This is a genomic window from Rudaea sp. (assembly GCF_036560865.1).
Taxonomy (GTDB): domain Bacteria; phylum Pseudomonadota; class Gammaproteobacteria; order Xanthomonadales; family Rhodanobacteraceae; genus Rudaea.
Window position 1 is genome coordinate 1 of record NZ_DATBQK010000057.1, and the last position, 19,474, is coordinate 19,474.

Annotated in this window: 20 protein-coding genes; 11 read left to right on the forward strand and 9 right to left on the reverse strand. The window is 63.5% G+C overall.

Annotation, left to right across the window (positions count from 1 at the left end; genetic code table 11):
- Positions 1 to 242 precede the first annotated feature (242 nt).
- From VIE67_RS06485 to VIE67_RS06500, 4 genes are read left to right on the forward strand one after another with little or no spacing between them, the layout of a single operon-like run.
- Positions 243 to 2,099, forward strand: coding sequence for a sulfotransferase (locus VIE67_RS06485; RefSeq protein ID WP_332024450.1), 1,857 nt, complete (start codon positions 243 to 245; stop codon positions 2,097 to 2,099).
- Positions 2,100 to 2,158: 59 nt separating this feature from the next.
- Positions 2,159 to 2,323 (forward strand): hypothetical protein, encoded by a 165-nt coding sequence (locus VIE67_RS06490; protein ID WP_332024452.1) that lies wholly within the window; start codon positions 2,159 to 2,161, stop codon positions 2,321 to 2,323.
- A gap of 11 nt (positions 2,324 to 2,334) precedes the next feature.
- Complete coding sequence (locus VIE67_RS06495; RefSeq protein WP_332024454.1) at positions 2,335 to 3,171, forward strand: sulfotransferase domain-containing protein; 837 nt, start codon at positions 2,335 to 2,337, stop codon at positions 3,169 to 3,171.
- A gap of 17 nt (positions 3,172 to 3,188) precedes the next feature.
- Complete coding sequence (locus VIE67_RS06500; protein ID WP_332024456.1) at positions 3,189 to 4,844, forward strand: tetratricopeptide repeat-containing sulfotransferase family protein; 1,656 nt, start codon at positions 3,189 to 3,191, stop codon at positions 4,842 to 4,844.
- Positions 4,845 to 4,967: 123 nt separating this feature from the next.
- On the opposite strand, the gene VIE67_RS06505 is transcribed toward VIE67_RS06500, so the two are convergent.
- From VIE67_RS06505 to VIE67_RS06525, 5 genes are all read right to left on the reverse strand, one after another.
- Positions 4,968 to 5,942 (reverse strand): DUF4097 family beta strand repeat-containing protein, encoded by a 975-nt coding sequence (locus tag VIE67_RS06505; protein ID WP_332024458.1) that lies wholly within the window; start codon positions 5,940 to 5,942, stop codon positions 4,968 to 4,970.
- Between the two features lie 17 nt (positions 5,943 to 5,959).
- Positions 5,960 to 6,427: a hypothetical protein gene (locus VIE67_RS06510; RefSeq protein ID WP_332024460.1), complete on the reverse strand. Its 468-nt coding sequence runs from the start codon at positions 6,425 to 6,427 to the stop codon at positions 5,960 to 5,962.
- Positions 6,424 to 7,005 (reverse strand): RNA polymerase sigma factor, encoded by a 582-nt coding sequence (locus VIE67_RS06515; protein ID WP_332024462.1) that lies wholly within the window; start codon positions 7,003 to 7,005, stop codon positions 6,424 to 6,426. The genes VIE67_RS06510 and VIE67_RS06515 overlap by 4 nt, the downstream gene beginning before the upstream one ends.
- Before the next feature lie 57 nt (positions 7,006 to 7,062).
- Positions 7,063 to 8,874, reverse strand: a complete 1,812-nt coding sequence (locus VIE67_RS06520) for a phosphoenolpyruvate carboxykinase (GTP) (RefSeq protein ID WP_332024464.1) — start codon at positions 8,872 to 8,874, stop codon at positions 7,063 to 7,065.
- A gap of 183 nt (positions 8,875 to 9,057) precedes the next feature.
- Entirely contained in the window at positions 9,058 to 9,636 is a 579-nt protein-coding gene (locus VIE67_RS06525; RefSeq protein ID WP_332024466.1) for a TetR/AcrR family transcriptional regulator, read from the reverse strand.
- Positions 9,637 to 9,842: 206 nt separating this feature from the next.
- Here VIE67_RS06525 and VIE67_RS06530 point away from each other — a divergent pair, with 206 nt between their 5' ends.
- The 3 genes from VIE67_RS06530 to VIE67_RS06540 are packed head-to-tail and all read left to right on the forward strand — an operon-like array spanning position 9,843 to position 13,362.
- Complete coding sequence (locus tag VIE67_RS06530) at positions 9,843 to 10,772, forward strand: alpha/beta fold hydrolase (RefSeq protein ID WP_332024468.1); 930 nt, start codon at positions 9,843 to 9,845, stop codon at positions 10,770 to 10,772.
- A complete protein-coding gene (locus VIE67_RS06535; protein ID WP_332024470.1) occupies positions 10,769 to 13,237 on the forward strand; it encodes an acyl-CoA dehydrogenase in 2,469 nt (822 codons plus the stop codon). Before VIE67_RS06530 ends, VIE67_RS06535 begins: the two co-directional genes overlap by 4 nt.
- Complete coding sequence (locus tag VIE67_RS06540) at positions 13,234 to 13,362, forward strand: hypothetical protein (RefSeq protein WP_332024472.1); 129 nt, start codon at positions 13,234 to 13,236, stop codon at positions 13,360 to 13,362. The genes VIE67_RS06535 and VIE67_RS06540 overlap by 4 nt, the downstream gene beginning before the upstream one ends.
- 54 nt (positions 13,363 to 13,416) lie before the next feature.
- On the opposite strand, the gene VIE67_RS06545 is transcribed toward VIE67_RS06540, so the two are convergent.
- From VIE67_RS06545 to VIE67_RS06560, 4 genes are read right to left on the reverse strand one after another with little or no spacing between them, the layout of a single operon-like run.
- Complete coding sequence (locus VIE67_RS06545; protein WP_332024474.1) at positions 13,417 to 14,097, reverse strand: TorF family putative porin; 681 nt, start codon at positions 14,095 to 14,097, stop codon at positions 13,417 to 13,419.
- Positions 14,098 to 14,111: 14 nt separating this feature from the next.
- Positions 14,112 to 15,356 (reverse strand): S8 family peptidase, encoded by a 1,245-nt coding sequence (locus VIE67_RS06550; RefSeq protein ID WP_332024476.1) that lies wholly within the window; start codon positions 15,354 to 15,356, stop codon positions 14,112 to 14,114.
- 26 nt (positions 15,357 to 15,382) lie between these two features.
- Positions 15,383 to 16,057 (reverse strand): zf-HC2 domain-containing protein, encoded by a 675-nt coding sequence (locus VIE67_RS06555; protein ID WP_332024478.1) that lies wholly within the window; start codon positions 16,055 to 16,057, stop codon positions 15,383 to 15,385.
- Positions 16,054 to 16,662, reverse strand: coding sequence for an RNA polymerase sigma factor (locus VIE67_RS06560; protein WP_332024480.1), 609 nt, complete (start codon positions 16,660 to 16,662; stop codon positions 16,054 to 16,056). Before VIE67_RS06560 ends, VIE67_RS06555 begins: the two co-directional genes overlap by 4 nt.
- Before the next feature lie 194 nt (positions 16,663 to 16,856).
- Between VIE67_RS06560 and VIE67_RS06565 the strand changes: the two genes are divergently transcribed.
- From VIE67_RS06565 to VIE67_RS06580, 4 genes are all read left to right on the forward strand, one after another.
- A complete protein-coding gene (locus VIE67_RS06565) occupies positions 16,857 to 17,666 on the forward strand; it encodes a plastocyanin/azurin family copper-binding protein (RefSeq protein WP_332024482.1) in 810 nt (269 codons plus the stop codon).
- Positions 17,663 to 18,226 (forward strand): TlpA family protein disulfide reductase, encoded by a 564-nt coding sequence (locus VIE67_RS06570; protein WP_332024485.1) that lies wholly within the window; start codon positions 17,663 to 17,665, stop codon positions 18,224 to 18,226. Before VIE67_RS06565 ends, VIE67_RS06570 begins: the two co-directional genes overlap by 4 nt.
- The gene (locus VIE67_RS06575) at positions 18,216 to 18,443 is read left to right on the forward strand and encodes a DUF4266 domain-containing protein (RefSeq protein ID WP_332024487.1); all 228 of its coding nucleotides are present in this window, start codon (positions 18,216 to 18,218) and stop codon (positions 18,441 to 18,443) included. Before VIE67_RS06570 ends, VIE67_RS06575 begins: the two co-directional genes overlap by 11 nt.
- 65 nt (positions 18,444 to 18,508) lie before the next feature.
- A partial coding sequence (locus tag VIE67_RS06580) for a DUF3570 domain-containing protein (protein WP_332024489.1) occupies positions 18,509 to 19,474 on the forward strand: 966 nt, incomplete at its 3' end.

Consider the following 19,474-nt stretch of genomic DNA (forward strand, 5'->3'; position numbering starts at 1 on the left):
GATGCAGGTGCGCGAGCCCTTGCGCCGCGACACCGCACGCGCGCCGCGTTACGGCAGCCTGCTGGATCCTCTGCGCATGGCGCTGGACATGCCGCCGTTCTCCGCGCATCCGGTTTGACCAGGTCACGATGGGAAATATCGCCGGGCCCGCCGCGTATCCGTGCCACAATTCGCGACGTGACGATTTATTGCCCCCTTGCACGTGGGGTTGATGTGATTGACAAAGGCAAATCGCTCGGCCCATGAAGCTTCAAGTCCCTTTCGTGCAGCTGCCGCTGCAATTCGACGCAGCGCGGCTCGCACAGGAAATCGCACAATTTGACGAAAGCGACTGGCGACCGCATCCGCTCGGTTATCCGGGCAATACGGCGCTGCCGTTGATTGCGGTCGATGGCGATGCGAACAACGACGGTTTCGTCGGGCCGATGCGCGCCACATCGTATCTCGCGCGTTGCCCGTATATCGTGGAAGCGCTCGCGAGCCTCGGCGCGGTGTGGGGCCGCACACGACTCATGCGTCTGTCGGGACAGGCGGAAGTCGAGCCGCATGTCGACATCAATTACTACTGGCACGAACGCGTGCGCGTGCACATTCCAATCCGCACCCAGCCCGGCGTGCGTTTCATCTGCGGCGAGGGCGAAGTGAACATGGCGCCGGGCGAGTGCTGGATTTTCGACACATGGCGCGAGCATCGGGTGATCAATGCGCACGACGACATGCGCGTTCATCTCGTCGCCGACACGGTCGGCAGCGAGGCGTTCTGGCAGATCGCAAACGCGGGCCGCGCGCATGGCCACAAGACGCCCGCGGGCTGGGCGCAGAGCATGCTCCACCCACAGCCGGGCCGGGAGAATCGCACCGATGCGCTGCAGTACGAATCGGTCAATTCGCCGATCGTGATGACGCCATGGGAAGCGCGAGCGCACGTGAGTTTCCTGTTCGCGGAGGCCGCGCCGCAGCCGCAGCTCGACGCCGCGCACGCGGCGGCGATGCGCTTTCTCGGACGCTGGCAGGCGCTCTGGGCGCAATACGGGGAAGCGCAGGCTGGCTGGCCCGAGTACCGGCGCACGCTCGACACCTTCAGCGACGAGTTGCGCGAATACGCGCTGGGTATACTTTTGCGCAACGGCGTCAACTTGAACCGCGTATTGAACAGCATGGTGATCCGCATGGCGCTGGCCGACCGGCCGCTCGCGCTCGCCGAACAGGCGGTCGAGAGCGTGGAGGCGTCGGCCGAGCTTCGCTATATCCGCTCGCGCGCCGGGGCCGACCCCTCTTTCGAACGACCGGTGTTTGTTCTGTCGGCTCCGCGCTCGGGCTCGACCCTGTTGTTCGAGACGCTCGCGCAGGCCGCGAATGCGTACACGATCGGCGACGAGAGCCATGTACTGATCGAATCGATTCCAGAACTGCATCCAGCCGCGCGCGGCTATGCGTCGAACCGCCTCGATGCGGACGCGGCGACGCCGAATGTGACGATCGCGCTGCGCGCGGCCTTCCGCGCTGCGCTGCGCGACCGTGCGCAGCGACCCGCGCCGGCTGGTCCGCTGCGCATGCTCGAGAAGACCCCGAAGAATGCTCTGCGCGTGCCGTTTCTTGCGCAGATTTTCCCGGAGGCGCATTTTGTATACCTTTACCGCGACGTCCGCCAGGTGCTCGCAAGCATGATCGAGGCGTGGAATTCGGGGCGTTTCTCCACCTATCCGAAATTGCCCGGGTGGACCGGATTGCCATGGTCGCTGCTGCTCACGCCCGGCTGGCGCGAACTTGACGGCAGGCCCCTGCACGACGTTGTCGCTGCGCAATGGCAGGCCACGACCCGCACACTGCTCGACGACCTCGCCATGCTGCCGGCGAACCGCGTGCATGTCGCACGGTACGATACGCTGATCGCAGATCCGTCCGCGCAAATTGCGCGTCTATGCAACGCGCTCGGGTTTGTCTGGGACAAGCCGCTCGTAGCGCATCTGCCCTTGTCGCGCTACACGCTGTCGGACCCGGATCCCGACAAATGGCGGCGCCACGCCGCGGATATCGATGCGGTCCTGCCTGCGCTCGCCGACACGATTGCACGCGCCGAACAATTTGCGACGCGCTAGTTCAGGATACGCGACATGCATGACTTGATTCGGTTGCCCGCGGACGCTTCTGGAATCGCATGAACGACTCCTCCGCGTCACCGCTCAATCCATGCCTCGATGGCCTGTCGCTGACTGCGCGGCGCGGCGTGTCCAGTCTCGATGCGATGGGTTTTGCATTGGCGAATGCATTGGACGATCAAGACCGTTACGCCATGACGCCTTTGCCGACCAACCAGGTTTGAGCGCGCGAATCATGGGAAACATCGTCTGGCTCGCTTCGTATCCGAAATCCGGCAACACCTGGTTGCGCGCGTTTCTCGCCAACCTGGTCGCGAACCGACCGGCGCCCGTGGCGCTCGCGGATTTGCCGAAATACGGCGCGCTGGAGGCGGACCCGGAACTGTATTCGAAGATGGCCGGGCGCCCGAGTATAGAACTGGATTTTGATCAATTGTGTGCACTGCGCCCGCAAGTGCACGCGGCGATCGCCGCGGCCGCGCCAAAAACCGTGTTCGTGAAAACCCACAGCATGGCCGGTACACTCGATGGCGTAGCGCTGCATACGCCTCACGTTACAGCGGGCGCAATCTGCATCGTGCGCAATCCACTCGATGTGGCGGTCAGCATGTCGCATCACTTCACGATCGGCATCGATGCGGCAATCGACTATCTCGGCGATGCACGCGCAGCCACCGGCAACAGCGAACTGTTCACGTCCGAATTCCTCGGTTCGTGGTCGCAGCATGTGCAGAGCTGGACTGCGATGCAGGGTCCGCGCGTTTTGATCCTGCGCTATGAGGATCTGCTGGAAAAACCGGCGAAAGGATTCGGCAAGGTGGCGCGGCTGGTCGGACTGGATGCCGACCGCGGTCGCGTTGAGCGCGCGATCGGGCATGCGGATTTCCAGTCGCTGGCAGGCATGGAAAAGCGCGACGGCTTTGTCGAAGTGCCGATCAAGGGCAAACATTTCTTCCGCGCCGGACGCAGCAATCAGTGGCGCGAGGCGCTCACGCGCGCGCAGGTGAATCGCATCATCGCCGACCATCGCGAACAGATGCAGCGCTTGCGCTATCTGCCCGCCGGCTACTGAGAGGGATTTCGTCACGCATGCCCGCCATTGATCCACAGACCCTGGTCGCCGAATTCGTCGCCGATGCGCAACGGCGCGGTACCGCTGCGGCAAACGTGGCCCTGCGCGCCCACGTCGATGCGCTTGCGCCCGATGTCGATACCTGCTGCCAACTTGCTGCCCTGCTGGTGCGCGCAGGGCATGCGCCGACTGCGGGACCGTTGCTCGACATCGCGCTCGCGCGTTTTCCCGGCGCGCTCGATCTGCATTACTGGCGCGGCAATGCACTGCGCATGTGCGGTGCCATCGACGAGGCCGAGCGCGAACTGCGTGGCGTGCTGCGCCGCCAGCCTGCGCATCGCGATGCGAGCTACTCGCTGGCGATCATGCTGCGCGATGAGGGGCGCTTGCGGGCGGCCGCGGACGTCGTCACTACCTTGTGGAACAATGCGCAGTTCGATGCGGAAGGCGCCCTCGGCGCAATCGGTTTCCTGGTCGAATGTGCCGCATTTACCCAGGCCCTGCCGATCGTCCGCGAGGCGCGATGCCGCTGGCCGCTGGATGCGCGCATCGAGTCGCGCGTGGGTGACGTCGAGCTCGCCCTGGGTCATTTCGATGAGGCCGCCGCCACGCTACGCTCGACGCTCGATCACGATCCGATGCAAAGCGCCGCGTGGCTGCGCATAGCCTATTGCCGGCGCTATGTGGACCGGGCCGATGCCGACATCGAACGCTTTCGCTCCGGCTGGTCGAGCCCGACGCTGGAAGCGGAGGCGCGCACGTGCGCCGGCTTCGCCCTGGGCAAGGCGCTCGACGATGTCGGCGACTACGCGAATGCCGCGCTGGTGTTGCGCGAGGCCAACGCGCGCGAGCGCGCGACGACGGACTGGCGCAGCGACGACTGGCGGCGTTCGATCGAATCGCGTCTGCAAGCCCCGCGCTTGCCGGCACTGCCTGCCAACGGGAATTTCGTGCCGGTGTTCATTGTCGGCCTGCCACGCACCGGTACGACGCTGGTCGCCAGCACGCTGGCACGCGAGGTCGGCGTGCGCGATCGCGGCGAGCTCGACTGGATTTCAACGCTGCATGCGCATCTGGCGGGACAGGACAAGCTTCGCGACCCGGCAGCACTGGCCGGAATCGCAACTTTCATCCGCAAGCAGCTGCGCCGCGACGACACGCCAGCACGTTTCTATATCGACAAGAATCCGCTCAATTTCCGCTATCTCGATTTCATCGCGGCGCTGTTCCCGAACGCGAAGTTCATTCATTGCCGGCGCGCTCCGCGCGACACGGCGCTATCGCTGTGGATGCAGCATTTTGCCCACGCGGATCTGGGCTTCACCTATGATTTCCCGGCTATTGCCGAAGTGGAAAAAAGCTGCAAGGCGCTGATCGCCCACTGGCGCCGTACGCTGGCCATCGAAATTTTCGATCTCGACTACGAAACCTTTGTCGCACAGCCGGAAGAACAACGGCGGCAGCTCGCGGAATTTCTTGGCATTGCCGCCAGCAATCCTCGGCCAGATTCAGGCTTGGAGCAGGCTGCCATAACCACCGCCAGCGTGTGGCAAGTACGCCAGCCGGTCTACACGCACGCGGTCGAGCGCTGGCGTCGCTATGCCGATTATTTGCCGGAACTCGTCGCGCTTTTCCCGGATCGGAGCAGCGTGGAGCACCTGACAAAATCGTAGCGAGCGATGGGAATTTGCGTGTCGCCGGAGCGCAGGAACCGGAGTTTACTTGTCAGTAAATGAGGATTCCGAGCACCGCCGGCGCGCAAATTATCGAGCGTAGTAGATTTTGTCAGGTGCGGATTACTGCTTGCGCAACTCGACGTTCCCACTGAACGACTGCGCCTCGATGCGCGCATCGCCATCGCCGACGCGAACGTCGAGATCGCTGCCCGGACCGAATTCAGCTTTCGACACGGTACCGAAATCGCTGCGCAGGCTGCCGCTGAATGTTTGCCCGTGGATGCGCGCGGACAGGTTCGCCGGCAGATGCGCGCGCAGGCTGCCGCTCAGCGTTTCCACATGCATGCGCCCGCTCTTGGCGAGGCCAGTCGTTGCTTCGATCGCGCCCGATACCGACTCGGCATTGAACTCGCTGACTTCAGGCGAGGCGAAACCGATACGTCCCGACACGGTTTCCAGTTTCACGCGCCCACCGACGCCTTTCGCATCGATGTTGCCGCTCACCGTCTGCAAATGCACGTGTTCGGTGGCGCCGGTGCGTGCCGCTTCGAACGAAACATCGCCGCTCACACTGTCCACGTCGACGCTCGTGGCGGCGCTGCTCAATACCAGCTTGCCGCTGACGCAGTCGACCTCCAGCGATTTGCCGTCGACGCCGCTGACCTTGCCGTCGGCACTGACCAGATCGAGCTTGACCGCGGAAGCATGTGGCACGATCAATACCAACGTGCTGTCGCTGCCCGGCCCGTGACCGCCGAAAAAGCCGCCGCTGCTGGCCGATTCGACATGCAGATCCAGATGCCTGGCACTGCCTTCGATGGTCAATTTGGAACCGGCCCCGAGACTACCGGTGAGCGTCACCCGATCCTGATTGCCGCCGGTCACCGTGACGCTGCCGCGCACATTGCTGACTTCTATCGTGCCGTCGCCGGCGAAGCTGTAGCTGCGATCCAGCGTCTTCGCCGCGTTGCCATCGGCCGAGATCGTTTCCGCGGCCGGCGGCGCGTCCGCAGCGAATCCGAGCTGCAGCGCCGCGAGCAGCGCGCAGGCGAGCAGGCAGCGCGATGCGGCAAAGTGGGCTTGTGACTCTTGCATAAAATCCTCCTGTGGTTTCAGCCCGAGATCGCGGACTGACGCAACAAGCGCATGCGCTGCGCATTGGTGCGATTGATCATGCTGACCAGAAACACCGCATCGGGTCGCGCCTCAAGCGCGGCTTGCAGATCGGCGCTGGCCTTGTCCAGGCCCTGGGCCACGGCGGCAAGCTTGGGATCGGATGGCACCGCCCAGTCGAGCGCGGTTCGCGGCGGCGTTTCACTCGTGACAATCGGCGACACGGCCACGACGGGCGCGGAAACCGTTGGCGCGGCATTGCGATCGAGGCGATAAGCCAGCAACCCGGCGCCGCTGGCGATAATGACCGTGGCCGCGATGGCCGCGAATGCTCGGCGCATGGCGCGCCTTGGCGCAACGCGCGGCTGTTGCGCGATACGCGCGGAAATTTCCGGCCACAGTTCGCGCGCTGGCGGTTCCGGCGTATTCAATTTGTGCATCTGATTGCGCCACTCAAACTCGCTCATGTCTCACCTCCGAGCGCACGCCGCAGCAAGCCGCGCGCGCGATGCAATTGGGCTTTCGACGAACCGGTCGCCATGCCGAGTTCCGCCGCGATTTCCTCGTGCTTCCAACCTTCAACGTCGTGCAGTACCAGCACCGCGCGCGCACGTGGCGGCAGTGCGGATACCGCGCGCTCCAGATCGCCGCGCTCGCCGGCGCAGAATGGCACTTCACCGCCGGCCGCATATTCCAGCGTCGCGTCGTCGACGTTTTCCGCTTCGCGCCGGCCGCGCAATTCCATCAAGGCCGTGTTCACGCCGAGCCGGTACAACCAGGTCGAGAACGCGCTTTCATAGCGGAAGCTCGACAACTTCTGCCAGGCGCGCACGAACGCTTCCTGGGTCAACTCCTCGGCGCGTGCGCGATCCATGCCGACCAGGCGCAGAATCGCGCCGTGGACGCGTCCAACATGGCTGCGATACAACTGCTCGAACGCGCGCGTGTCGCCGGCCGCACTGCGGCGTACGAGCGCGCTGTCGTCGACATACGCCGAGTCCGACTCGAGCAGCGGAGCATTCATGCTGAGGGTGGCGCCATCCATTTGCGTGCTTGGATGCGCCAATACGGCATAAGGTTTAGCGGCTGGCACACGCGTGGATCAGGGCGTACCGACCGGCTGGGTTTCCGATTCCGCCTCGGCCAGCAGTGCGCTGATGCGCCGATGCTCGCGCAGCAGGGCGGCCGGCATGCGCGCGCCGAACGAAGCCAGATATTCGCCGATGCTTTCGTATTCGGCGAGCCAGCCTTCGATATCGACATGCAGCAAGGCTTCTAGTTTGCCGTGCGGCAGATCCAGGCCGGCCAGATTCAGATCCTGCGTGCGCGGCAGATTGCCGATCGGTGTTTCCTCGGCGCCCTCGTCGCCGCTGCAACGGCCGATGATCCATTCGAGCACGCGCAGATTGTCGCCGAAGCCGGGCCAGAGGAACTTGCCGTCCTCGCCCTTGCGGAACCAGTTGACATGGAAGATTTTCGGCAAGGCCGCAGCGGGCTGGTCGAACGTCAGCCAGTGCGCGAAATAGTCGGCGAAGTTGTAGCCGCAGAACGGCTTCATCGCCATCGAATCGCGGCGCAGCACGCCGACCGCGCCGGTCGCCGCAGCGGTGGTTTCCGAACCCATCGCGGCGCCGGCGAGCACGCCATGCGTCCAGTCGCGTGCCTCGAACACCAGCGGCAGCAGGTGCTCGCGCCGCCCGCCGAACACGATCGCGGAAATCGGCACGCCGTGCGCATCTTCGGCATGCGGCGACCAGCTCGCGCACTGGCGCGCGGACACGGTGAAGCGCGAATTCGGATGCGCGGCCGGCCCGCTCGAAGCACCGCTGCTGTTAAGCACGACGTCGCGCCCCTGCCAGTCCTTCGCCGGCGTGCCGGGCAGCCCTTCCCACCAAGGATCGCCATCGCCGGTGAGCGCGACATTGGTGAAGATCGCGTCGTGATTGAGCATCGCCAGCGCATTCGGGTTGGTCTTTTCGCTGGTGCCGGGCGCGACGCCGAAATAGCCGGCCTCCGGGTTGATCGCCCATAGACGCCCGTCCGCAGCCGGCGTCATCCAGCAGATATCGTCGCCGACGGTCCACATTTTCCAGCCGGCCGCGCGATAGCTCTCGGGCGGAATCAGCATGGCCAGATTGGTCTTGCCACAGGCCGACGGAAACGCCGCCGCAATGTAGAAAATGTCGCCTTTGGGATTTTGTATACCGACGATCAGCATATGCTCGGCGAGCCAGCCTTCGCCGCGCGCCTGCCACGAGGCGATGCGCAGCGCGTGGCATTTCTTGCCGAGCAGCGCGTTGCCGCCGTAACCCGAGCCGATCGATTTGATCGTCAGGTCCTGCGGAAAATGCATGATGTAGCGCCTGGCCGGATCGAGTTCGCCGATCGAATGCAGGCCTTTGACGAACGATCCTTCCCGCAGCTCGCCTTCACGCTCAATGCGCGCCAGCGCGGCTGCGCCCATGCGCGTCATGATGCGCATGTTCGCGACAACATAAGGGCTGTCGGTGATCTCGACACCGCAGCGCGCCAGCGGCGAATCGATCGGCCCCATGCAGTAGGGAATCACGTACAGCGTGCGTCCGCGCATGCTGCCGGCAAACAGCGCATCGATCTTCGCGTGCGCGTCCGCCGGCGCCATCCAATTGTTGTTGGGACCGGCATCGTCGCGGTTTTCGGTGCAGATGAAGGTCAGATGTTCGACGCGCGCGACGTCGGACGGATGCGAGCGATGCAGATAACAGTTCGGATGCGTGCGCGGATTGAGTTCGATCAGATCGCCGCTCTTGAGCATCAGCTCGACCAGCGCATCGGACTCAGCCTCGCTGCCGTCGCACCAGTGGATGCGCTCAGGCTGGGTCGACGCCGCGACCTCCTCAACCCAACGGTTGAGCGTTTCGAGTTTGCTGTTCATTACGCTCCAACGTGGCCAAGGGCCGCAAAATATCACTTTTCGTTATTTTCCCTTCTCCACCGGGAGAAGGTGCCGAAGGCGGATGAGGGAGAAGGCTCGCAAATTGATATTCCACCACCTGGTTGCGGCGCTCGTCCCTCATCCGGCGCTACGCGCCACCTTCTCCCGATCGGAGAAGGGAAGCTAGGCCGGAATCAAGGTCGACATCACATGTTCGACATAAGCCTCGAGCTCGGCATGATCGAGCCGCGGCATGCCCAGTTGCAGTGCGAGTTGCAGGAATCCGACATAGGCCGCATAGGTGAGGTGCGCGCGGTGCAAGGCATTGCCACGCGACATGCCGACCTGGCGATAGGCGAGACTGAGGAAATCCAGGCGCCGCTGCGAGACGCGTTCCATCACCGGCTGCACACTCGGATGATCGAGCGCGCGCAGCAGCGCGGAATAAATCACATGTGATTTCGCCTCGCGGCCGGTGCGACGAAACAGCTCATACAGGCGTTCGCGCGGTTCGGCAATCGCCGCGATCTGCTCCAAAGCTTCGTCCACGTGCGCTTCCCAGCGTCGCAGCGCCGCGGTCAGCAGCGCCTCGCGCGTGGCGAAATGCCAGTAGAAGCTGCCCTTGGTGACATTGAGCTTGCGCGCCAGCGGCTCGACAGCAAGCGCGGCGATGCCCTGTTCGGCGATCAGATCCAGCGCGCCCGCTTCCCAGTCGGCGGCAGTGAGGCGCGAACGTTCGAGTTTCTCGGCGGCTTGCAACATGCGGGCATGGTAGCGAGTGCGGATGGGCAACGGGAAGCCTCAGTTGTGCTGCGGTGCAGTGTAAGGAGGGCTGAGGGCTGAAGGCTGAGGGCTGAGGGCTGAGGGCTGAAGATCATAAGCTCGCGGCTTTGCAGCTTTTGAATCTCAGCCATCAACCCTCGCCTTACGTATTGACAGCTCTAAAACGCGCTTCCATACTCTAGCGTATGGTGATTTCTGCGTCAGCACTCAACCCAGCGCTTCCGCGCGTGCTCCAGCGCGTGGAATACCTGACCGCTAGCGATGGCCTGCGCCTGGCCTGCGAGCATTTCGGCGATGAAACGTCGCCGTCGCTGGTATTCGCGCACGGGTTCGGCCAGACCCGACATGCCTGGGACGATACCGCCATGACACTCGCCCAATCCGGCTGGCATTGCCTGACCGCCGACGCGCGCGGTCACGGCGACAGCGGTTGGCGCACCGACGGCCACTACGACTACGCACAACTGACCGACGATCTGGTGCAACTGGCACGGGTAAGCACTAGCTCGGCGGGGCTGAGGCCGATCCTGATCGGCGCCTCGATGGGCGGTCTACTAGGTCTTTCCGCGCAGGCACAGTCCGCGGCGTTCCGTGCCCTTGTGCTCGTCGATATCACGCCGCGTTGGGAAGCAGCTGGTGTGGCGCGCATCCTCGATTTCATGCGCGCGCATCCGCAAGGATTCGCGAATCTCGACGAAGCCGGCGATGCGATTGCGCTGTACCTGCCGCATCGCAGCCGACGCAAGTCGCCCGAACGTCTGCGCCAGATGCTGATCACCGGCGACGACGGCCGCCTGCGCTGGCACTGGGATCCGCAGCTGCTCGATTTCGTCGCTGCGGACAGCGAACCGCTGCAGTCCGCCCTGCTCGACGCCGCACGCGGCATCGATGTGCCGACCCTGCTGATCAGCGGCGAACGCAGCGATGTCGTGTCCGCCGCCACGATCCGCGAATTTCTCGAGCATGTTCCGCATGCCCGGCATGTGCGTGTGGAAAAAGCCACGCACATGGTTGCCGGCGACAGCAATGCCGCGTTCACGCGCAGCGTGCTCGATTTCATCCAATCATCTCCAACCTTGAACCACATCCAGCATCCCCCGAGGATCACGTCATGAACGTCTGGTACCCCTTACTCGCTGCTCTCATCGCGTCGCTGACCTGCGCTTACTTCCGCGTCGGCCTGCGCAGCTGGACGATCGCCGGTTTCGCCGCGCTGATCGTCATCGGCATGCTTGCCGGCAGTCATTGGCTCGCGATGGCGTCCACTGCAATCGTGTTCGGCCTGATCGCGGTTCCGCTCAACTTCGACGACTTCCGTCGCCGAAAAATCACCGCGCCGCTGCTCGTGGTCTATCAGAAGATCACCCCGCAGTTATCCGCTACCGAGCGCGTCGCGCTGGAAGCCGGCACAGTCGGCTTCGAAGGCGAACTGTTCAGCGGCAAGCCGAACTGGTCGATCCTGCTCAAGCAGCCGAAGCCGGAACTATCGGTCGAGGAGCAGGCGTTTCTCGACGGTCCGGTCGAGGAATTGTGCCGCATGAGCGACGAATGGCAGATCACGCATGAACTTGCCGATCTGACCCCGGAGATCTGGGAGTTCATCAAGAAGAAAAAATTCTTCGGCATGATCATTCCAAAAGCATATGGCGGCCTCGAATTCTCCGCGCTCGGCCAGTCGGCCGTGCTGCAGAAACTCATGGGCATTTCCGGCTCGCTGTCCTCGACAGTGGGTGTGCCGAATTCGCTCGGACCCGGCGAACTGCTGTTGCACTACGGCACCAAGGAACAGCGCGAGTACTATCTTCCACGCCTGGCCGACGGGCGCGAGATTCCCTGCTTCGCGCTGACCGGCCCGTTCGCCGGTTCGGACGCGACCTCGATTCCCGACTACGGCGTCGTCTGCCAGGGCGACTGGCACGGCGTACAGGTGCTGGGCGTGCGCCTGACCTTCGACAAGCGCTACATCACGCTTGCGCCGGTGGCGAGCCTGATCGGTCTGGCCTTCCAGATGCACGACCCGGATCACCTGCTCGGCGACGTCGAGCATATCGGCATCACGCTGGCCCTGATTCCGCGCGAGACCAAGGGTCTGGAAATCGGCCGCCGCCATTTCCCGCTCAATGCCGCATTCCAGAACGGTCCGCTGCGCGGCAAGGATATTTTCATCCCGCTGTCGCAACTGATCGGTGGCGCGGAAATGGCCGGCCAGGGCTGGCGCATGCTGGTTGAATGCCTCTCGGTCGGGCGTGCGATCACCCTGCCGTCGAACGCGAGCGGCGGCGTGAAAATGGGCGCGATCGCAACCGGAGCCTACGCAAGAATGCGCAAGCAGTTCGGCATGGCGATCGGTCGCTTCGAGGGCATCGAGGAAGCGCTCGCGCGCATCGGCGGTTACACCTATGCGATCACGGCCTTGTCGAAAGCGACTGCGGCCGCGGTCGATCGCGGAGAGAAGCCGGCGGTGCCGTCGGCGATCGCCAAATACCACACGACCGAACTCGGCCGCGAAGTGGCAAAAGACGTGATGGATGTGCACGGTGGCAAGGGCGTGCAGCTCGGACCCAACAACTATGCCGGCCGCAGTTGGCAGACGGCGCCGATCGCGATCACGGTCGAGGGCGCCAACATCATGACGCGCAGCCTGATGATTTTCGGCCAGGGCGCGATCCGCTGCCACCCGCATGTGCTCAAGGAAATGCAAGCCGCGCAGATTGCCGACTACACCACGCGCCTGCGGGCGTTCGATCGCGAATTGTTCGCGCATGTCGGGTTCGCAATCTCCAACGCAGCACGCAGCTTCGTGCTCGGATTCACGTTTGCGAAGATCGGCAGCGCACCGGGCGACAAGTATACAAAGCGTTACTACCGCAAGCTGAATCGCTACGCCGCCGCGCTGGCGCTGGTCGCCGACACCTCGATGCTGCTGCTCGGCGGCAAGCTCAAGTTCAAGGAGAAACTCTCTGCGCGCCTCGGCGACGTGCTGTCGAATCTGTATATCGCCAGCGCCATGCTCAAGCGCTACGAGGATCAGGGCCGGCCGGTCGCCGATCAGCCGCTGCTCGCGTGGGCGTTCCACGACTGCGCGTATCGCATGCAGAATGCGCTCGACGGCGTGCTGCGCAATTTCCCGATCCGTCCCGCGGCATGGGTGTTGTACCTGCTCGTTTTCCCGTTCGGTCGCCGCGAAGTGCCGCCGTCGGACCGCCTGGGTCATCGGGTCGCGGCAATCCTGTGCGCACCGAACGACGCGCGCGATCGTCTGGCCGAATGGGCCTTCCTCACGCCGAGCCCGAACAATGTCGTTGGCCGCATGAATGCGCTGCTGCCCGATGTGATTGCGGCCGAACCCGTGGAGCGCAAATTCCTCAAGGCGCTCAAGAGCGGTGCGCTCAAGAGTCTCGACGCCGCGGCACAACTCGGCGAAGCCGAACAGATTGGCGCGATCACAAGCGAGGAGCGCAAACTGCTCGAACGCGTGCGCGCGGCAACGTTCGAATTCATCAGCGTCGACGATTTCGATCCGGCCGAGCTTGCAGCGGGCGAGCGCAAGCCGAAGCCGGTGCTGCGCAGCGTCGCGTGACGACGCGTTCGCTGGCGATGTTCCAGCGCTTGGGCGGTTCGTCCGCCGGGCGCTGGCTGTTCTCACGCCTCGTCTGCCGGCAAGCGCCCTACTTCGCCTCGATTTCGCCGCGCTCTGGACGCTGAAGACTTAGAACGCGGCGGCAGAGTTGGATTTCAACGGGTGAACGCGACCGGATATCAATAGCTATACGCCAAGCTCAACACCCACTCGTGCCGGCTGTCAGCAAACGCAATCGGATACAGAGAGCTCGCGCGATTCGTAGTGACCCAGTTGAGCTGCATGTTGACGCTGCCCAACTTTGCGCCGAGACCCAGGCTTGCGTCGAGTGTGCGCGGGTTGCTCGTCGCGAATTTCGAACTGCCTTGCAGGGCGCCGAGATGGCTGAGCAGACGCAGACGGTCGCCCAGCGCATGTGAGTAGTTGAATTCCGCGTACAGGGTGCGTTCGTGTCTGCCGAAATAATTCGGTGAATAGTAAAGCCGCGCATTCCAGTTTTCCGACAAGAGACCGACGAAGATCTCGCTGTAGTTCCAGAAAGTAAAATTGGAAAAAATGGAATATGTCGCACCCGCTTCCCAGGTGAGTCCGGAACTCATCGCTTGCGCATAACCGACATCGAGAATCCCTTCCGCGCTCGCGTGGGTTTGCCCGTAAAATTGCGTCGTGGACACCATGCCGCCGGCAAACCATCCCGCGGAACTGTCGAAAGCGAGATCGAGCGCGGGAGCCGCCCGGTTTTCGGTCAGCGAGATGCCGCGGAATATATTGTCGGACGCGATACTGACTTCGGCCGACACCTGGGCCAGCGCGTTGCCGGCCAGCAAGCAGCCGAGCAGGACAAGGAGGATGCCGCGCATGCAGCGTCCGCCGCTTATCGCGACGCGCTCGAAGTTCGTTCTGTCTCGTGTTCGCAAGTGAGTGTCGGCGCTGCCCGCCGCAGCGTGCTGCAGGCATCGACGGCGCCCGCAGGTCCGTCCTGGGAACCGGTCGGAAACTGCGCCCAAGCCGGCGACTGGCGCATGCTCATGGCCGGTGCAAGCTCGCGCACCAGGGCGACCATGCCGGTGACCTGCGCGGTGGCGAACGACGATCCGGAAACGAAATTCCATTTCGCGCCGGGTGCCGGTGCAGGCACGTCGTTACCAAGCGCTACCAGAATTGCACCCGCCGGTAGGTGCGATGCGGTGCCAGTCCCGTCAGAAACGGCCAGCACACCGGAATGCGATGCCGGAAATCCGCCATCGGGCGCGCGCGGATCCACCGCACCGACAACGGTCGTGTCGCGCTCAAGCGCCACATCCAGCAAACGTCCGAGCAGCTTGTCCTGTGGTCCGCTCAGGCTCATGTTGATCACCTGCGCCTGGTCCCAGATCGCAAACTGCAGCGCTTTGGCCAGCGTGAAACTGCTGCACAGTGTTTGCTCACTGGACTCTTCCCAGCAGGCACGAAGTGCCATCAATTCGGCTTGCGGCGCGATACCCACGATACCTGCTCCACTGTCTGCACGTGCGCCAATGATACCCGCGACCGCCGTACCGTGGGACTCGGCGACATGCGCGCGCGCATCGACGAAGTTCTGCTCGACGGCTACGCGCCCGGTGAGATCCGGATGCGTGGTATCCACACCGCTGTCGATGATCGCGATGCTCACGCCGCGCCCCGTGCTGACCTTGTGCAACTCGTCCAGATGCCAGAGCCTGGCGCTGGGCTGCAGGGAATACAGCGAACCTTGCTGCTGCGCCAATCCGTGGAACACATTCATCGGCTGGACCCATTCGGTGCGCTGGTCCTTGGAAATGCGCCGCACGACGTCGTCGACCGTCTGCGCGGCCGGCACGCGCATGATGTAGCAGTCCACGCCGATGGCCGGCATGGGCCAGTCGGAGACGAGCGTCAGTCCGTATTCGTGCGCGAGATTTTCCGCGATGCGTCGGCGCGCACCATGACCGGGTGGATCGCTGTAGTTGCCGCCGTAGCTGGCGCCGGGGCGATAGTGCTGCGCCGGCAGATGCAGCATGACCAGAATCTGGTGCGCCGGATCGTCAGGCGCTGCGGCGTCTGCACTGGTGGCGGCGTAGACGTTGCATCCGATCCCCGCCGCACACACGAGCAGCATCCCAAGCAACCTGGCGAGCACGTGCCTCAATGCGCGTCCTTCGCGTCGAGCGATTGAATCAGCAACACTGACTGTTCTGCACGCAGCATCTGCACGGCGTGCTCAGCCTGCGCCGGTGCGACCGCGAGAATATACGCATCCGCTGCAGTCGGTCCGTCGACGATACGCGTTTCGCTTGCCAGCAATACGCGGCGCATATCCGCCTGCGTTGCTTGCGGCGCGAATACGACGACCAACCGGGCCGGCGCAACGGTCGCAGCGGGCCGGCCGAGCGCGTGGAACAGGCGCGACTCGTCCGTACCGGCCTTGCCATAACCGAAAGCGAGCACACTAGCCAGACCGACGATGACGACCGACTGCAGCGCCAACGCCCAGCCGACAAAGGGTCGATCGAAACCGAAGCGTTGCCAGATCGCGCGCAATCCGCCGCTTGTCGATGCCGGCGTTACGCCGGACGCAGGCAGCTGCGCTCGCAACGCGGCGAATGCGCGGTCGACGTCGCGCGCGGGGAGAGGATCGTTGTGCGCCTCACGTAACTGCCGATGCCATTCGACATCGCGCTGGCAGGCTGCGCAGGTGCGCAGGTGCGCATCGACGACTTCGCGATCGGCATCGTCCAGGGTTTTCATGACGAACCAGGGCAGCAAATCCTGCACCTTCTGATGCGTCGGTGAGCCCAGATTCACAATGCGTGCGCTCATAAAATGTCCTCCAGCCGCTCGGGCAACAGCGCCTTCAAGCGACGGCGTGCGTGAAACATGCGGGTCTTCACAGTCTCGATCGGGCAACCCATGATCTCCGCGATTTCCCGATAGCCTGCGCCCTGAAAATAGGTCAGATCGATCACCGCGCGATGATTGACCGAGAGAGCGTCGACCGCCTCGGACAACAACTGGCGCAACTGCAACTGCATCAGCTCTTCCCTGGGCTCCAGGCGATCTTCGCCGGCGAGATCGTCAAGCTCCAGATCCGACTCGACCGGGTCGTTCAAGTCGCGCAGCGCCTTGAGTCCCTTGCGGTAGGCGATCGCGAATATCCAGGTCGATACTTTCGAACCCTTGTTATACTTGTGCGCGTTTTGCGCAACGACGAGCATCGTGTCGTTGAGGATCTCCTCGACCAGCTCTGGGCGCCGCGTCATTCGCTCCAGAAAGCGCGTCAACCGCGGAAAGTAGCTGCGGTACAGCACTTCGAACGCGCGCAGATCGTTGCGCGCCACGCGTTCGATCAGCGCCGCCTCGTCCGCATTCATCGAGCCTCGCGCGGCAGCTGCGCCGGCGGGCGGTTTGGTTGATCGCTGGAACATGGTCGACTCTTGTGCCCCGCGTAGTGTATTCCCCAACAGGGCCCGACGGTTCTAAGCAGCCGCGCTTTTTTCGTTGGCATCTCTTGCCTGACGGCAATCGAGCCGGTCGATGAACCATTTGGCGACGTTCGGGAATACACCGAAGGTTCCAGTGGAACAACGCCCGCAAGAACTTGGATAACGAGGTAATGGTCATGTTCAACAAATTCAGAATGGTGCTGCCGTGGCTCCTGCTGCTATGTGCCGCTTCGCCGGCCCTGGCCGGTGTAAATCACAAGGTTTCCGTGGGTGCGGTAGGTAGTGGGGGTTACGGCTACGGCTCGTCGGATATTCTCGGGTTCTTTCCGGCGAACCTCACGATCAACGCAGGTGATACGGTGACCTTCACCTATGCCGGTTATATAGCGGATCACGATGTCGTTTCGGACACAGCAGGCTTGTTCCGCTGCGCCAATGGTTGCGACGGCGCGGGCGGGAATGGAAACCCTTCGACCGGCTGGACCGTGACCATCCCATTCAACAATGCCGGCACGTTCGGTTATCACTGTGAGATGCACCAAAGCATGGGAATGGTCGGAACGATCACGGTCAATGCGGCCACTCCGCCGCCGCCCACGTTCGCGATCACCCCGGGGCTGACCGGGACTTGGTACAACAACACCCAGTCCGGACAAGGTTTCAATGTTGAAGTCCTGGCCAACAACCTCATCGGCGCCTTCTGGTACGTGTTCGACGACACTGGCCACAACCTCTTTCTAATCGGCGTCGGCAATTACAGCGGCAACACTGCCACCTTCAACGTTGCCGAAACGACCGGCGGGTTCTTCCCACCTGCCTTCGATTCGACCAAGATCACGCGCCCGCCGTGGGGCACGCTGAGCTTCACCTTCACCGACTGCAATAACGGCACGGTGACGTGGACGCCGATCGATACCACCCACTTCTCCGGCGGCACGCTGGCAATCACGCGCCTGACCAGCGTCGGTGGATTGGCCTGCCCATGAGTCTTGCGGCACAAATGCGACTGTGGGCAGCGTCGGGGCGATTTCTGCAGCGCGGCACCGAGCTGCTGGCCTTCACGCTGCTCACCATGCTGAGCCCGGACAAGAGCCTTGCCGTCGAGATCGGCGCCAAGGCTCCCGACTTCCGCCTGCCGCAATTCGGCAGCGCCGCGCCGCTCGGTCTCGCCGACGTGCGTGGCAAGGTCGTGCTCGTGGACTTCTGGGCTTCGTGGTGCGCGCCGTGCCGCGAATCGCTGCCGCAATATGAGAAATTGTATACCGGCCTGTCGCGCGCGGACTTCGAGATCGTCGCGATCAATCTCGACGAGGAACCCGGCGACGTGAAAAAATTCCTCGCCGCGCATCCGGTGACTTATCCGGTCGTGCTCGACCCGGTCGGCGACGTGCCCAAGGCCTTCGGCCTGGTCGGCATGCCGACTTCCTATCTCATCGATCGCAACGGCGTCGTGCGCCTGCGCAATCAAAGTTTCAATCCGCGCGACGTCGACATCCTGCGCACCGAGATCGGCAAACTCGCCAAAGAGCCGACGCATGTGCCGTGAGTCGCTGCGCCTGATCCTCGCCCTGATCGTGCTCGGCGTCCTCGCCGGCTGTGCGACGACGAAAGTCGAACCCTGGCAGCGCGCACGCCTCGCGCGTTGGGATATGCGCTGGGATCCCGATCCCGTGCACGCGGCTATGCGACAGCACACGTATTTCAGCAAGGAAGGCTCCAACGGCAGTGTGGGCGCCGCTGGCGGCGGCTGCGGCTGCAATTGAGTTCAGGTGAACTCATCCCGGCCAGTACAAGGATGTGCGTTGAGCCGGGATCCAGCTAAAACAATATGACTCCACGCCTATCCCCCTCGCTTTCCGCCCTGCTCGCTGCCGCCGCAGCCTTGTTGCCGACTTCGCATGCCAAGGCCGCGGCCACCGACGATGCCGACACGCATGCGAGTTATCGTTTTTCCGAATACGACGAGGATGCGCTGGCGCCAGCAAGCGTATTCGGCGACGGCCAGCGCTATCGCGTGCTCTCGCAACAGCTCGATCTGGATACCAAGCTGGCCGGCGGCAGCTACGGCCTCAAGCTCGCCGCCACGCACGAAGTGATGAGCGGTTCGTCGCCGTGGTACGTGGTGCCGACCCCAGACCACCGCATCGTGCAGGTGCTGAGCGGCGCGACGATCCGCGATCATCGCAGCGCGCTGAATGTTGCCCTGACCCAGAGCCCCGGCACGAGTACGAACACAACATATAGCGCCTCGTACTCGGTTGAACGCGACTATCGCGCGACCGCGGTCGGCGTCGAACGCAGTCAGGCACTCGACCCGGCGCTCACACTGGGCTATGGCGGCAGTTTTTCACACGACGAGGTCCAGCCGACCGATGCGCAGCTCTACAACCGTATTCCCTACGCGATCAAGAACACCTCGTCGGCATTCGGCAGTCTGGCCTGGGTGCTCAACCGCTCCGAGGTGTTGCAGGCCGGCATCCAGCTCAATCTGCAAAACGGCTATCTGTCCGACCCGTACAAGTTGTTCGATTACGCAGGCAGCGCCGGGCCGGAGCGGCGCCCCGACCAGCGCCTGGAAGCCGCAGGCCTGGTGCGCTACCGGCGTTCGTTCGCGCAGATCGACGCATCGCTGCATCTGGACTATCGCTATGCGCAGGACAGCTGGGGTCTGCATTCGCATACGCTCGAAGCCTCGTGGTATCAGGGTTTCGACGATGGCTGGCGCGTCATTCCGGCGCTGCGCTACTACAGCCAGGCTGCGGCGCGCTTCTATGCGCCGTTCTTCATCAATCCC